At 68.4% G+C, this 14253-nt stretch carries 13 protein-coding genes; 5 read left to right on the forward strand and 8 right to left on the reverse strand.

Going from position 1 to position 14253, the window contains the following annotated elements:
- Window positions 1-104 precede the first annotated feature (104 nt).
- A complete protein-coding gene (locus BLIJ_RS06270) occupies window positions 105-1076 on the forward strand; it encodes a hypothetical protein (protein ID WP_012577576.1) in 972 nt (323 codons plus the stop codon).
- A gap of 412 nt (window positions 1077-1488) precedes the next feature.
- On the opposite strand, the gene BLIJ_RS06280 is transcribed toward BLIJ_RS06270, so the two are convergent.
- From BLIJ_RS06280 to BLIJ_RS06300, 5 genes are read right to left on the reverse strand one after another with little or no spacing between them, the layout of a single operon-like run.
- Window positions 1489-2217 (reverse strand): hypothetical protein, encoded by a 729-nt coding sequence (locus tag BLIJ_RS06280; RefSeq protein ID WP_231837805.1) that lies wholly within the window; start codon window positions 2215-2217, stop codon window positions 1489-1491.
- On the reverse strand, window positions 2196-2597 hold the full coding sequence (locus tag BLIJ_RS06285; protein WP_012577578.1) for a hypothetical protein: 402 nt from the start codon (window positions 2595-2597) through the stop codon (window positions 2196-2198). The genes BLIJ_RS06280 and BLIJ_RS06285 overlap by 22 nt, the downstream gene beginning before the upstream one ends.
- The gene (locus BLIJ_RS06290; protein WP_012577579.1) at window positions 2594-2917 is read right to left on the reverse strand and encodes a hypothetical protein; all 324 of its coding nucleotides are present in this window, start codon (window positions 2915-2917) and stop codon (window positions 2594-2596) included. Before BLIJ_RS06290 ends, BLIJ_RS06285 begins: the two co-directional genes overlap by 4 nt.
- Entirely contained in the window at window positions 2902-3459 is a 558-nt protein-coding gene (locus BLIJ_RS06295) for an oligoribonuclease (protein ID WP_012577580.1), read from the reverse strand. The genes BLIJ_RS06290 and BLIJ_RS06295 overlap by 16 nt, the downstream gene beginning before the upstream one ends.
- A 15-nt stretch (window positions 3460-3474) precedes the next feature.
- On the reverse strand, window positions 3475-4050 hold the full coding sequence (locus tag BLIJ_RS06300) for a helix-turn-helix domain-containing protein (RefSeq protein ID WP_012577581.1): 576 nt from the start codon (window positions 4048-4050) through the stop codon (window positions 3475-3477).
- A 755-nt stretch (window positions 4051-4805) separates the two neighbouring features.
- Here BLIJ_RS06300 and BLIJ_RS06305 point away from each other — a divergent pair.
- Both BLIJ_RS06305 and BLIJ_RS14585 read left to right on the forward strand, forming a co-directional pair.
- Window positions 4806-6161 (forward strand): ATP-dependent DNA helicase, encoded by a 1356-nt coding sequence (locus BLIJ_RS06305; protein WP_014484852.1) that lies wholly within the window; start codon window positions 4806-4808, stop codon window positions 6159-6161.
- 24 nt (window positions 6162-6185) lie between these two features.
- A complete protein-coding gene (locus BLIJ_RS14585) occupies window positions 6186-6347 on the forward strand; it encodes a hypothetical protein (protein ID WP_014484853.1) in 162 nt (53 codons plus the stop codon).
- Between the two features lie 4 nt (window positions 6348-6351).
- On the opposite strand, the gene BLIJ_RS06310 is transcribed toward BLIJ_RS14585, so the two are convergent.
- Window positions 6352-6747 (reverse strand): Spy0128 family protein, encoded by a 396-nt coding sequence (locus BLIJ_RS06310; protein ID WP_012577583.1) that lies wholly within the window; start codon window positions 6745-6747, stop codon window positions 6352-6354.
- 250 nt (window positions 6748-6997) lie between these two features.
- On the opposite strand from BLIJ_RS06310, the gene BLIJ_RS06315 reads away from it, so the two are divergent.
- Complete coding sequence (locus BLIJ_RS06315) at window positions 6998-8200, forward strand: IS110 family RNA-guided transposase (protein WP_012577884.1); 1203 nt, start codon at window positions 6998-7000, stop codon at window positions 8198-8200.
- A 283-nt stretch (window positions 8201-8483) separates the two neighbouring features.
- The gene (locus BLIJ_RS06320) at window positions 8484-12632 is read left to right on the forward strand and encodes a hypothetical protein (RefSeq protein ID WP_012577585.1); all 4149 of its coding nucleotides are present in this window, start codon (window positions 8484-8486) and stop codon (window positions 12630-12632) included.
- On the opposite strand, the gene BLIJ_RS06325 is transcribed toward BLIJ_RS06320, so the two are convergent.
- Together BLIJ_RS06325 and BLIJ_RS06330 are read right to left on the reverse strand one after the other, a co-directional pair.
- Window positions 12629-12889: a hypothetical protein gene (locus BLIJ_RS06325; protein ID WP_012577586.1), complete on the reverse strand. Its 261-nt coding sequence runs from the start codon at window positions 12887-12889 to the stop codon at window positions 12629-12631. The two genes, BLIJ_RS06320 and BLIJ_RS06325, sit on opposite strands and share 4 nt — an antisense overlap.
- A gap of 15 nt (window positions 12890-12904) precedes the next feature.
- Entirely contained in the window at window positions 12905-14221 is a 1317-nt protein-coding gene (locus BLIJ_RS06330) for a hypothetical protein (protein ID WP_012577587.1), read from the reverse strand.
- Window positions 14222-14253: the final 32 nt, after the last annotated feature.

Raw genomic sequence — 14253 nt, forward strand, 5'->3', positions numbered from 1 at the left:
TTCCGCTTGAGGGGTGTGGCGCATCCTGATATGGGATGTGCCACACCCCTTCACTTTTTTATGACCTATCATCGTGCGCGAAGCGGAAACATGAAGGAAGCATTATGAACGGATCGAATCCCGTGCCCCTGCCCCCGGCGGAACCGTCGGGGGCCGCCCGCGCCGCCTCGAAACCGAAATGGATGGTTCCCGCGATCGCCGTGGGATGCGCCGTCGTCCTGCTGTCGGCCGGCGGCGGATACCTGTATTGGAGCCACGGCCGTCTGGCGGAGGCGTCGGCGGAATGCGAGGCCGCGTACTCCAAGGCGGTGAAGGGGCGGCGGGAGCTGGCCGGGTACCTGAAGTCGGACGCCTTGAAGACCGCGATCACGGTCCGGGATTCGGAGGTCGAGGACGCGAAGACGGTCGCCGTATTGGCGTCGACCGTGAAGGCCGTTTCGACTATGAAGACCGATATCCCCGGATGCCCGGCGGATGGGTTGAAGGGCATCCGGGCGGCGGCCGCGCGGCTCGACAGGGCCGCGGCCGCGTATGCGAAGACCGTGAACGAGGTCAGGGGCAAGGCGGATGCGGTCAGCGCCTCGAAGACCGACAAGACCGTCGCCGACGCGACCAAGGTCCTGGACGACTCCAAGGGCAGGGTGGAGGACGACAAGGTTCGCACCGCATTGGAGAACGCCATCAAATCGAGGGACGGGAAGGCGATCTCGGATGCGGTGAAGGCGGTCAACGACTCCATCAAAGCCAAGTCGGATGCGGACGCGAAAGCCGAGGCCGAAAAGGAGGGGCAGGCGGCGGACAACGGCTCCTCCTACACGGGCGATACGACCGGAGGCCACATCGGATACACGGGCGGCGGCTACACGCAATCCCAGGGCGGCGGCTACACGTACACTCCACAGCAGCCCGCCGGCAACGGAGGCGGGTACACTCCCGCACCGCAGCCGGCGCCACAACCGACCCCGCAGCCCCCACAAGGCAACAACGTGGGAGGTTCCGGCGGAGATGACGGATGGGATACTTGCTTTACTGGTGATACCAGCGGCAAGCCCGGTATCCAGGTTCCCTGCAGCTGATTTCCTGTTTCCTTTTCGGATGGGGCGGTGTATCCCGTTATGGGATGCGCCGCCCCTTTCACTTTTCCATGGCCCGGCCATGCCCACCCTCGTCTTTCAGTAGGAGCCGGATGTGGCGGATAGGACGTCCGCGTCCCCTGGACGGTCGTTCTTCCAGATCATCCACAGGACGAGCCCGACCAGGGGATGGAGAAGCCGAGGACGGCCCAGCCGAAAAGGCCTGTGTCGGAGGAGTTCCTCCCGTAGGATGCCGTCGGCTGCGGGTATGCGGGTTGTGTGGGCGTCGCGTAGTTCGGCGGAGCCCATCCGGATTGCCGGGCATATCCGGGCTGCGACCGCGCGTAGGCGGGCCACGTCGGCTGGACCGGCTGGCATGCCGTCGGCGCGACCCTTATGCAACGGTCCGACGGGATCATGCGTCATGTCGTTCCATGAGGGAGGCGAGCAGGTTCAGGCCGATGCCCATGCCCGTCAGCGTCGCGCCCGTGCGCTCCATGCCGGGATGCCCGAGCATGAACATGCCGATCGGCAGGAGCGTGCCGCCCGCGAAGGACAGGGCCGGGAACACGGGGGAGGGGGCGCATTCCACGTCCGTATAGTCGCGGACGGCTTTCTCCAATTCGAGCATCCGCCCGTGCGCGTCACGCCATGCGTCGGGATCGGCGGGCGGGTACAGGCGTGCCGCGAGCTCGCATCTGACCCTCAGACGGGTCATCTGGCCGGCCGTCGCGGACGTGCATGGGCGGGCGAGCGCGTCCTCCATGACCTTGAGCGCGTCCCGGGCGAGGATGAGCGCGGCGTGCTCACGCCAATCCACGTCGACGGATGTTGCGACGGGCATCCCATGTCGTCCGCCATGCCAGGGGCGGAACGCCTTGGAGGGGATGCGTGCCCCGACGCCTTCCGCATGCCTGTGGACGAGGAATCCGGGATGGCATGCGGTCAGCGTGTCGCCGCATGGGGCCGTCCACATGTGGGGGCCCGTGTTTCGCCATCCGGCGAGACGCAGCCGGAACGCCATGCCGCGGATTGGGTCGGTGCCGCGCCAATGCCAGGCGCCCGGGTCGATGAGTTCGAGTTCGGTCATGCCGCCCATGATGGTGGTCCCCCGCGACGCGGTCAGCGGAACTGGTCCGTCCACACCGTGTACGCCTGCCATGCGATCAGGCCCGTCAGGGCGAGGGTCGCCGTCCAGAACACGCTTCCGGCCGGATCGCGCATGGCGATCATGATGAGCCGGAACACGAGGGCGGGCGTGAGCATGAGCGTCAGCGCGACCGTATGGAAACGTCCCATGTCGTCCTGTTCGAACGCGAAGCCGGCGTACCATTCCAGGACGAACGACGGCAGTGTGCAGAAGGCGAGGATGCCGGCCGCCCACTGCCATGCGTCGGGTATGGGCCGGATGCCCGTCTGGTCGAGGTAGAGGGGGATGGGGGCGGCCAGGAGCCCAAGATGCCATAGCCAGTAGGCTCCCGGGTGTGAGAAGCCGCGATGGTTTTCGTATTCGTTTCCCGTCATGCGTGCGGGTATGCGTCCGCCTGTCCCTTCCCCTGCTTGTCTCTGGGATGGCGTTTCAGGCCGCGTCGCATGCCCCGGATCAGGAGGATGAGGATGATGGCGTAGATGACGACGGTCTGGTCGGCGACCGTGCCGCCCTCGAACATGACCTTCCATACGACGGTCAGGGACGGGGTGAGGGGGAGCAGGAGGAGGGCGGCGAGCAGGCGCGTCCATACGATGCGGCCGCGGACGGACATGGTCCATGCGCCGATCCGGCGGGGGAGGCGTTTCAGCCACGCCCACAGGCGGGCGGGCGTGTGTTTCAGCCGATCGAGCATATGAGCCCCCGGTATGCGTGCGCGTAGCGGAGCGTGTCGGCCAGGCAGTGCATGACCCGATGGTCGGTGGACGGTTCCATGCCGGGCAGGGCCGCGGGGTTCCACATGCGGACCGCCTCGCAGACGGCGCTGATGTCCAGGGACCGGTGGGAGCAGCCGTCGAGGACGCCGGGCATCCAGCTGTCGAGCATGTCCCGGTCGAAGCGGACGGTGCTGCCGGCGGGCAGGAGGCGGACCCCCTGGCCGAGGTGTCGGACCACGTAGTCGCGTGCGGACAGGGCGGCGGCGAACATGTTGGGGGCGCTCGGGTGCGCGCATTCGGCGAGCAGCCCGTTGGGCCCGTGCATGCTCTGGATGAATTCGGACGGTTTGCCTTCCCAGTGGACGGTCGTGTGGAACCCGTCGTCCACCGGCTTCAGGTCGGGGCCGGTGGCGATCATGCCGATCTCGAGGATGGGATCCTTGCGCGGGTCGAGGCCCGTGGTCTCCGTGTCCACCCACAGGAGGCGGACCGGCTTGTCATCATTGTCGTGTGTGCTCATGCCCCCGGGTATGCGTCACGCATTCCACGGGTCCGGGTTCCACGGGAGGATGCGCGCCGGAGGCTCGGGCATGGGCGTCGCGGAATCGGGCTCGGGGAGGGGGTCGGCCGGGCCGGCGGGGAACAGGTTCATGTCGAGCACGTCCATGGTGACGCCGAGCGTGGCCGCCATGGCGCGCATCCTCCCGTAGCTCATGGAGGCCGGGTCCAATGCGCCGCGCTCGTACTGTCCGATCCTCGATCCGGTGGTGCCGAGCGCCCGGCCCAGCCCCTCCTGGGTGAGGCCGGCCCCCAGCCGCAATGGTCGGAGGCCGATGAGGAGCGAGGCGACGAGGCGCGCCGCCGCCCGCGGGTCGTCGGGAAGGGACCGGGAGGCGTGTCCTGCAGGCGCGCCGCCGTTCCTGGCATGCGTACGGGCCGTCCATCCGGGGCCGGCCTCGACGTATGGGCAGTCGGGCGGGTTCGACGGGTTGTCGGCCCGGAGGCGGGGCATGGCGTCCCCGTATTCGGGGTAGGCCCGCGGCCCGTCCACGTGCAGCCCGTATCCCCTGAGCAGGGAGGCGAGCCCTTCCAGCCTGTCCTTGTCTTCCATCGCGGGACTCCTTTCCCTCCGGAGCATACGGGCCGGGGGCGACGCCGACAGTACACAGACGGACTGTTTTGCGCGAAAACAGTTCGTCTGTGTACTGTCGGCATGCGGGGGCTTCCTGTCGGACAGTCCGTCTGTGTACTGTTTTCACGCGAAACAGTCCGTGTATGTACTGTCGGCGACTCTCCTCCGTGGAGGCCACGGCCGCATGGACAGTCCGTCTGTGTACTGAAATCGTCGAAAACAGTCCGTCTGTGTACTGTCGGCCGCCCCTCGTCATGCCCGCCGGGGTCATGGATCCCCCCGTATCAGGGTCGGAAGGGTCCGAAAAACAGTCCGTCAATGTACTGTTTTCGCGCGAAACAGTCCGTGTATGTACTGAAATATCCGAAAACAGTCCGTCAGTGTACTGTTTTCGCGCCGATGTATGCATGTATGCATCTGTATGCATCCGGGAATGCATACAAAAAAAGCCCGGAAAAAGCCCGGAAACCCTTATAAATAAAGGAAAAAGAAAAACCTTCTATCTATTGTATGCATTGTATGCATCCTTTTATAGGGTTTCTTTTCCTTTCCTTCAATCCTCTATAAGGGAATGATGCATACAATGCATACACGGCTCCGGACCATCCCCGGAACGTTGGAACCAAGCCGATCCGAGAACTATGATCGTATGCATCCCGTCACGCATACAGATGCATACAGCCCGGCCGGAATGCATACACGGCCCGGAGCCCGACGGACGCATACCCCGGCGCATGACCGAAGACCTCATATTCGACGCGAAGGCGCTCGCCATGCTGTCCGAACCCCAGGGCGTCTCGTTCCTGACCGGCAAGGCGGGCACGGGCAAAAGCACCCTCGTCAACCATTGGCGAAGCACGCTCGCGCCGCGCAACACGCTCACCCTCGCGCCCACCGGCATCGCCGCCCTCAACGTGAACGGGACCACCATCCACCGGTTCATCCACGCCAAGCCCGGCGTCACCCCCGCCGAGGCGGCCCGCAAGGGACGCGAGAACGCCCGCGACCCCCTCTACCGGATGCTGGGCGCGATCGTGATCGACGAGGTCAGCATGGTGCGCGCCGACCTCATGGACTGCCTCGACCGGTTCCTCCAAGGCGCACGCGGCGACGGGCGGCCGTTCGGCGGCCTCAGGACCATACTGGTCGGCGACCTCGCCCAACTGCCGCCCGTCGTCGACGAACGCCGGGAAGACGCCGCGTTCCGGCCCGGCGGCCAATGGGACGGCCCCTGGTTCTTCCAATCCCACGCGATCGCCCGCCTGCTCGACAAGGGACTGCTCGCCGGCGTCGCGCTCGCCCGGGTGCACCGACAGTCCGACCCCGTGTTCGTCAACGCGTTGAACGCGTTGCGCGACGGGACGCCCGGACCGGCCGCGCTCGCCGCGATCAACCAACGGACGGGAGCCCCCTGGACGCCCGGGGGGAGCGTCGTCCTGTGCGCGGCCAACCGGCGGGCCGACGCCATCAACAAGGCGATGCTCGACCGTCTGCCCGCCCCGCCCATGCGCTTCGCCGCCCGGACGGGCGGCGAATGGAACCGGACCCTGGAGCCCGCGCCCCGCCTGCTCGACGTGAAGCCCGGCATGCGCGTCATGATGCTGTCCAACGATCCGACGGGTTTGTGGGCGAACGGCACCATGGGCGTCCTCGAGCACGTGGACCCGACGGGTCCGGTCGCGACCGTCCGCATGGACGACGGGACGGTCGCCGACGTGGGCGTCCACGCGTGGGAGATCGTCGTGCCGCGCATCGTCCGCGACCCCGACGAGCCCGACAAGCCCGGGCGTCTGGAGAACGTGACGGTCGGCTCCTACCGTCAGCTGCCGTTCAGGCCCGGCTGGGCGGTCACCATCCACAAGAGCCAGGGCAAGACGTTCGACCGGGTGCGGCTCGAGCTCGGCCCACGCCCCCTGTTCGCCGCCGGGCAGGCGTACGTCGCGTTGAGCCGGTGCACGTCCCTGGCCGGCCTGAGCCTCGACCGGCCGCTCACGGCACGCGACGTGAAGGCCGATCCGGCGGTCAAAGGCTTCATGGGCCGGCTCGCCCGTCCCAGGCCGCCCATGCCCGTGCAGGACAGCCTGTTCTGACCGGGATCGAAAACCCTGTCGGAAGTGGACACACTGCTCGAATACGCGACGGATCGCGAACTGGACATCCTCAAGGAGCGTCCATGGAAGGCATCCCACATGGTCGACGAGGCTCGCCGCCTATTGGGACGCCCGTGCGGCGCGGATCCGACGGATCCGGATCGGATCCGCGCCCTGTCCGGATGATGGTCTAACGCCGGCGCGTCCCGTGCCTGCGCCTGTTGCGGATCATGGCTCCCGCGGCAAGCAGGCCTGCGGCGAGCATCGCGTACGCCGCCGGCATGGGATCGTCCGGGCGGCCTCCGGTGAACGGGAGCGTCGTCAACGGGGTGACCGTGTTGCGGAACACGGGGGCCGTGGCCGTCCCGTCGTAGGTGACGGTGGCGGCCAGCCGCCCGTCGTCGGCGTCGGCGATGGTGACGCGCGCCCGGTGGACGGTCGTGTCCGCCTTGCAGGTGGGGCCGCACGTGTCCTTCTCCACGATCAGGTAGTCGCGGGACACGGATTGCCTCCCGTCGAGATCCTTGGCCGTGAACCGGATCGGTTGGAACGTGATGCTCCCGTCCGCTCCCTCGCCCATTACCATGTTTGGTAGGCCCCGATGGTCGGGGCCGGGTCGCCGGTTCCGGTATGACTTTCCTGCCCTGTCGTCGATGATCCGGGGGGTGTTGTCGCCGGGAACGGGGACGCCCGATGACCGCTGATAGGAACCAGGCCGGCTACACGGACGCTTCAGGGGCGCATGGCGCAGGTCTCGTCGTAATGTGGGTGCGGCGCGGGCGTCCGGACTCCTCCGAGCCCGCGGCGACCGGAAAACCTTCATGACGGGAGGAACGATGATGACCCCGGACGACATCGACGTGTGGGTCGGCCTGGACGTGGGCAAGAGCGCGCACCACGCGCACGCCCTCGACCATGACGGGAACACCCTGTACGACAAGCCGTTGAAACAGGACGAGAAGGCCATCCGCACGATGCTGGGCAAGCTCTCCAAGCATGGCCGTGTGCTGCTGGTCGTGGACCAGCCCAACACCATCGGCTCCCTGCCCCTGACGGTGGCGCGGAACATGGGGATCGCGGTTGCCTACCTTCCCGGCACGGCCATGCGCAGGACCGCGCAGCTGCTGCCCGGGGACGCGAAGACCGACCGCAGGGACGCGCATGTGATCGCGTGGGCCGCGCTCAAGCTGCCCGAGACGCTCAGGGACGCGGGCCCGGATGACGAGACCCTCGCCGCCCTGAAGCTGCTCGCCGGCCACGACGAGGACCTCGCCCACGAATCCACCCGCCACGTCAACCGCCTGCGGAGCCTGCTGCTGCAGACCCACCCCGCGTTCGAACGCGCGCTCAAGGGCGAGAGAATCACGCGCGACGCGACGCTCGCGCTGCTCGAACGATACGGCGGGCCCATGGGCGTGAAACGGGCCGGGATCGAGGACGTGAAGGACTGGGCCAAGTCCAACGGGCTTCGCGCCGGCCGCATCATCGACGACATGTTCAAGGCGATCGGCGAGCAGACCGTCACCGTGCCCGGCACCCTCATGGCCGAGACCATCATCCCCTCCATCGCCCGCGACATCAAGACGATCAGGGACCGGCGGCGCGAGGTCGGCCGCCAGGTCGAGAAGCTCCTGGAGGACCACCCTCTTCTCACGGTCCCGGCGTCGATGCCCGGGATAGGCGTCAGGACCGCAAGCAACATCCTGCTCGGCATCGGCGGCGACATCGCCAACTTCAAATCGTCCGCCCATCTGGCCGCCTACGCGGGCATATCGCCCGTCACCGGCCAATCCGGCACCAGCATCAAAGGCGAACGGCCCTCCAGGCGGGGCAACAAACGCCTCAAGAACGCGCTGTGGCAGACCGCGTTCGTCGCATCCACCAAACACCCGCCCTCCGTGGCCTATTACAAGCGCAAACGCGAACAGGGCAAACACCACAACGCCGCCATCATCTGCCTCGCGCGTCGGCGCTGCGACGTGATCTACAGCATGCTCAAAAACGGAACCCTCTACCAGGAACCAGCCCTCGTAGCCTGAACCGGGCCACACGGGAAAGGACGCCGGACGCCACCGGCAGGGCGAAGCGCGCCCACGACAGCCAACCGGAATCCCGACACGTCAACTCCCCAAGGAGTTGACAAAAACATAGGAACACCCCCTGATCGGATGAAACCTGGCGGGTCCTAGTGAACGTTGCAACCGCCACTGGAACCCGCCCCAACCTCAAAAGCATCGGGGGGGCCTCCCGCGCCATCACTGTTCGCAAGGGGCCGCTATGCGGGAATCCGGAAAGGCCATGGGCCGCGCATAGGCGCGCCGCATGACGAGGAAACGCATTGTCAGGGAGACGGGCACGTTCGCCCGGCATATGGGCGGCGGGTTCGTGCGCACGGTCAACGGCGCCGCATGGCTGTACATGAGGATGCCCGACCAGCCGTCCGTCACGGACGCGTCCGGCATGGAGGAACGTTTGAAGGCCGCCCGCCCCATGCTGTCGATACTCGGCGGGCTCGCCGACCGGACGCCGCGCGTCCCGTTCGCCGGCCGCAAGGCCATGAAGGGCTTGTACCGGCGCGTCCACATCCTCGCGGTCAGCGGCTCACGCCCCTTCGAACCCAGCCCCACGCTCGACCCGGACAACCGGCTGCGCCTCGCCGCCGAACAGGAGAGGCTCGCCGTGCGCGACCGGTTCACCCTGTTCGGCGTCCGCCTGAACACGGGCGGCGGGCAGAGCGGCGTGAAAGGGTTCCTGAAAGGCGTCGCCGACGAGGACGGGTGGACGCCCGACGACGCGTTCGAACACGACCTTCAGGACATGCGCGCCCTCATGGAGGACGCGGGCTGCCGCATCCCGTCCGACACGTCGATGCGCCGCGCCATGGCGTTCTGGCCCACCGACCGCAAGCCCGAGGGACTGCCCGTCATGGTCGAGCACGACCACATGCACACGTTCCCCGACTACCGGTCCGCGTTCGTCGCGGCCCGCATGCGCGAGAAGGTCGACGACTGCCGCAAATGGTCGGCGAGAATCCCCGGCTCCTACCCTTTGACCGTGGTCACGCTCGGCGTGCTCCCCTTCAAAGGCGAGAACAACACCGCCCCCGGCTCCGACTGGGCGGCCGGCCTCCTGGACGCGAGCCGGTGCGGGGCCGTCGCGATCAGCGTGAAGGGCCTGGTCGAACCGGGGGAGATGACCCGCGAACAATTGGACAAGGACGCGGACAAGGTGCTCGACAAGGCGTACGAGCAGGCGGCGGGCGGCCGCAAGGCGAACCTGGGCGTGGCGCGCGAACTGGAGGCGGCGAACGGCGAATACCAGGCGGACGGCAAGCCGTGGCCCACGCTCGTCCAGGCGCACGCGCACGCCGCACTGCCCATGATCGTGGAACAGTCGAACCGCGTCCCCTATCCGGGGCACGTCGGGTTGAACCCGGACCGGCAGGAGGCCGCGTTCGAGGACATGCAGATCGGTTCCGACGACATGATCGAATACGATCCGTCGCCCCTGTACTGGCCGGCCCCGATCCTCGCGTTCAGCGGGCTCGCGGGCTGCTCCATGACGGGCGACGATTCGGGGCGCGGCCTGGACTCCGACCTGCCGGGCGCGTTCGTGGGCGTCACGGAGGCGGACGGGCAGCCGGTCTACGATTCGCCGTTCGCCGCGTCCAGACGCAGCGGGAAAGCGATTTCCATAATCGTGGGCAGCACAGGGTCTGGCAAAGCGGTTTCCCTCGGCACGCCTCTCCCCGTGCCCCCGCAGAAAAGGTTCCCCGAGGGCGGCCTCGTGCCGTTGCGCGACCTCGAGGACGGCGACATGCTCTATGCGCGCGACGGGAAGACCTACCCGATTCTCGGCATGAGCCCCATCGGGGACGACGACATGTACGAGATCGTCCTGTCCGACGGGCAGAGGATCAAGGCCAGCGGCGACCACCAATGGTGCGCGTGGACATGGCGCGACCGCAACTTCGCCCGCACCGGCAAACACCGGAAGAGCCTCGAACGCCGCGAACGGGTCCGGAAGGCGCAGGAACGGCTGCGCGCCATGGCCGCCGGACACGGCATGGACGAATGGTGGGACTGCGAACGCATCTGGCGCGAGGTCCGGACCCTCGTCGCGCCGTTCGCGGGCAAGGGCGGGGAGACGTGGGTGAGGAACGCGCTCCGCTTCGCCGACGTGCCCTCCCGCATGCAGCCCGGCAGGACGCGCAACAGGCCCAGGGGACGCTTCTACGAGCCCGCCCCGCTGCTCGGGCACATCCGCGACAGGTGGGAGCACACCGTCGGCAACGGTTTCGGGGCCGAAGCCAGGGCGCTGCGGCTCGCCAGGCTCGACGGGCTCATCGCCGACCCTCCCGCCGAACCGATCGACACGGCATGGCTCCTGGAACGGTTCGGGGACCTCGGCGTATCGAAAAGCGCATTCGAGTCCGCCCTGAGATCCTACGACGGGCCGCGGGCGGAGCCTGCGGAAACGGCCCGTCGCATGCGCGTCGCATGGCCCGCGCCGCTCGCCCTCGCCCGCCTCGCCGACCGCATCGGCTGGCGGTACCGGGACGAACCCGGTGCCGGACACGGCGAACAGACCGTCACCACCCGCGAGATGCTCGACGAGGGGCTGCTCGCCGACGGCGGGCAGGCGAACTGGGCGATCCGCGCCACGGCCCCCGTCCAGGGCGTCCGCACGGACCTGCCCATCGACCCGTGGACGCTCGGCGCATGGCTGGCCGACGGGTCGAAGACCGGCGGCGGCTTCGCCTCCGACCCGTCGAACGGCGACCTCGACCACCTGGAGAACCGTCTGCGAACCGCCGGATACGAGGTCACCCGGAGTACGTACGACCCGCAGAAGACCTACGCGAAACGCCTTGTCCGACAGCTCCGGGCGAACGGGTTCTACGGGAACAAGCACATCCCCGAACCCTACTTCCACGCCGACGTCGAACAGAGGCTCGAACTCGTGCGAGGCCTGCTCGACCAGGACGGCGCCATCGACCAGAACGGGAGCGTCGAGTTCACCCAGTCCATCGACCACAAGCCGATCGTCGACGGGCTGACCCGTCTCCTGCGCTCCCTGGGCGTCGTCGTCCACGAGGCCACCCGCACGAAGGCCGGATACACGGCGGACGGGGAACGCCACGAGACCCGCGACCGCCTGCGCCTCACGTTCACCACAAGCCTGCCCGTGTTCTCCCTGCCCCGCAAACGCATGCTTCTCCCCACTGAATTGCGCGAGACCTCGAAATGGCTGTACGTGAAAGGCATCCGGCCGATCGCCGACTGCCCGCACCGTTGCCTGAGCGTCGCCAGCCCCGACCGCACGTACCTGATCGGCGGCTACGTGCCCACGCATAACACCCGGCTCGGCCTGCATGTCGCCGCCCAATGGGGGCGCCTGCCCGACCCCGAGCATCCGGGCATGCAGATCCCCGTCGTCTTCTGGGATCCGAAACCGAAATCATCCGACTTCGAACCGTTCGTCAGGAAACGCGGCGGCGTGGTCGTCAAGCTCGACCGGCCGGAGGCGCGCGGCATCCTCGACCCGCTGCGCTGCATCCCCAGGCATATGACGGACACGATCGTGCAGACGTCGGTCGCGATGCTCAGCCAGATCACGGGCGGCGCGAACCCGGACCGCGCCTGGGAGATGGGCGTGTCCAGCATCGTCGGCTACGGTTTGCGCCACGGCGCCGACTGTCTGGGCGAATGCGTGCGCCTCGCCTGGGAGGAGTATGCCCATAGGGGACGGGAGGCGAAGGACATCGACCCGCTCGTCGAAAGGATCCGGCCCGTGTTGGACCGTGCCGTCAAGAACGACCCGTTGATGCCGCTCATCTACGGGACGGAGCCGGGCGGACGCCGCCTGTCCCTCTCCCAGGGCATGACCCTGATCAGCGCGGGCGCGTTGAACGTGATCACCGACAAGGAGATCCAGGGCGCGCCCACCGACGTGCAGCGCTGGGTGTGCCGCATGGCCGCGCTGGGCGCCTCCTGCCTGGTGATCGGCCGCAACGGGGCCGTCGTCATCGACGAGGCGTGGAGCCTGCTGCAGGACCGGTTCGGCCGGAGCGTCGTCGACCGTATGGGACGCCTGTCCCGCGACCAGCATTACATGGTGATGATGCTCTCCCAGAAGGCCGACGAGTTCGTGGACGCGGGGATCGAGGATTTCGTCGGCAAGGTGTATGTGCTGGCCGTGGGCGCCCGCAACGAGGGTTCGGGCCGCGACAGTCAGGCGCAGGCCGCCTGCCGGCTCGCGAACCAGCCGTTGGACGGGCGTATGCATGCGCGCATGATGCATGACAAGTATGTGGATCCGGATTCCCGCGCCCCGGACTGGGAGAGCCTGTACCCGTTGAGGGATCCGGAGACGGGCGGGCTGCTGCGCGGGTCGGTCGCCTACCTGCAGGTGGGGGATGCGGCGAGCGCGATACCCGTGGTGGTGCGCGTCGACGGTTCCCTGGATTAGGAGCGTCGCAGGGTGGGCGCGTAGGCGCGGCGTGTCCACCATACGCCGTGCCCCTGCGCGTCCATGCTGCCGTTGGCGAACGCCGTGTCGCCGTCGAGCCACCAGTTGACGCGTGTCCCGTCCCCGGGTTCGACGTGCAGGTTGGGTGTGTGGATGCCCTGCCCGTCGGGGTCGAACCCGTGGTCGCGCAGGCCGTCGATGATGCGGGCCAGGGTCTGCGCCTGGCCGATGGTGAGTCGTTCGTATGCGTCGTTCATGGGGTCGGGTATGCGTCACATGCTGGCGTCCGCGTTGCCGGGCGCCGGCATGGGCGTGGGTGTCGGCTGCGGGGCCGGCGTGGGCGTGGGCGTCGGCGTCGGCTGCGGGGCCGGCGTGGGCGTGACGGCCTGGGGCGTGTCCTGCGCCTGGGATCGCTCCTGTTCGGCCTCCCGTCGCGCCTCCGCCTCCTGTTCGGCCTTCCGTTTCGCCTCCGCCTCCGCCTTCTCCTCCTGTTCGGTCTTCTGCTGCTCCTGTCCGGCCTGCTTGTCGAGCCGTCCGAATTCCCGTTCCTTCGCGGCCAGGCCGTCCGCGTCCCCGGGCGCGGTCTCGGCGAGCGTTTCGAGCGCGGCGAGCGTCTGCCCTCCGGCCTTCGGATGGTTTTTCCTGCTTGCCGCGATCCGGCCGGTCAGGTCCCTCCATGCGGCGTCCAGCGCGTTCCGGTTCGCCTCGGCGAGCGTGCGGGCGCGGGTCTTGAGCGTGCGGGCCCGGGCCTTGAGCGTGTCCGTGTCCGCCTTGCAGGACGTGTCGGGCCCGTCGCCGGGTTTCACGCCGAGCGTCTTCGCCTGCCGGGCGAGCCCGTCCCATGTTCCGGCCTGCGCGGTGAGCGTCGCGCACGCCTCGTCGTGGGCCTTCCGCTGCCGGTCGGAGGCGATGAGCGTGCGCGTCGCGACGACGCCGCCCGCCAGGAGGGCGAGGGCGAGGATGGCGGCCGTGCCGGCGATGAGGATGCGGCGCGACGGGATGGGCCGGCGTGCGGAGGCCGGGACGGGCTCCCGCATGCCGTCGTCCGGCCCGGCCGCGAGAGTGTCGGTGCCCCAGTCGAAATCCGCGGGGATGCGCACGCTGGTGCCGGGCACGCTGACGAGCCGCGGCACGGGGTCGACGGCGTCTGGTCCAGCCGTCGTCGGATCGGCGTCTTCGGATCGCGGCCCGTCCCCGCCGGCCATGCCCCACCAGTCGTCGTCCGCGTCCATGTCGGGGGTCTCACCCGTCCCCGTGCGCGCCGGGATCCCGGCCGGCGGGCCCGGCATGGTCTCCTCGGCGTCCATGCCCCACCAGTCGTCGTCCGCCCCGTCGTCCGGCATGGGATCGGGCGCGTCTTCGGATCGCCCGTCCCTCCCGTCCATATCCCGTCGGCCGTCGTCCACGCCGACCGTGGTCGCGTCCGCCGGATCGGGGTCCGGTGTCGCGTCCGCCGCATCCGATCCGCTCCCGGAATCCCACCAGCCGTCGTCGGCGTCGGGTTTCCGCGTCGCGTCCCCGTCGGCCGGCTTCGCGACGGGTTCGGCGAGACCGGCCCCGGGATCGGCGGCGAAAGGATTGAACGGCATGCGCGACGCCTATGCGCGCATAGCCTGCGCGC

It is taken from the genome of Bifidobacterium longum subsp. infantis ATCC 15697 = JCM 1222 = DSM 20088 (assembly GCF_000269965.1).
Taxonomy (GTDB): Bacteria; Actinomycetota; Actinomycetes; order Actinomycetales; family Bifidobacteriaceae; genus Bifidobacterium; species Bifidobacterium infantis.

Coding starts and splice junctions, on each gene's coding strand:
- BLIJ_RS06290 (WP_012577579.1), bottom strand. CDS start 2,917: ATGCTCGATCGGCTGAAACACACGCCCGCCCGCCTGTGGGCGTGGCTG.
- BLIJ_RS06330 (WP_012577587.1), bottom strand. CDS start 14,221: ATGCCGTTCAATCCTTTCGCCGCCGATCCCGGGGCCGGTCTCGCCGAA.
- BLIJ_RS06325 (WP_012577586.1), bottom strand. CDS start 12,889: ATGAACGACGCATACGAACGACTCACCATCGGCCAGGCGCAGACCCTG.
- BLIJ_RS06300 (WP_012577581.1), bottom strand. CDS start 4,050: ATGGAAGACAAGGACAGGCTGGAAGGGCTCGCCTCCCTGCTCAGGGGA.
- BLIJ_RS06315 (WP_012577884.1), top strand. CDS start 6,998: ATGATGACCCCGGACGACATCGACGTGTGGGTCGGCCTGGACGTGGGC.
- BLIJ_RS06295 (WP_012577580.1), bottom strand. CDS start 3,459: ATGAGCACACACGACAATGATGACAAGCCGGTCCGCCTCCTGTGGGTG.
- BLIJ_RS06305 (WP_014484852.1), top strand. CDS start 4,806: ATGACCGAAGACCTCATATTCGACGCGAAGGCGCTCGCCATGCTGTCC.
- BLIJ_RS06270 (WP_012577576.1), top strand. CDS start 105: ATGAACGGATCGAATCCCGTGCCCCTGCCCCCGGCGGAACCGTCGGGG.
- BLIJ_RS06320 (WP_012577585.1), top strand. CDS start 8,484: ATGACGAGGAAACGCATTGTCAGGGAGACGGGCACGTTCGCCCGGCAT.
- BLIJ_RS06310 (WP_012577583.1), bottom strand. CDS start 6,747: ATGGTAATGGGCGAGGGAGCGGACGGGAGCATCACGTTCCAACCGATC.
- BLIJ_RS06285 (WP_012577578.1), bottom strand. CDS start 2,597: ATGACGGGAAACGAATACGAAAACCATCGCGGCTTCTCACACCCGGGA.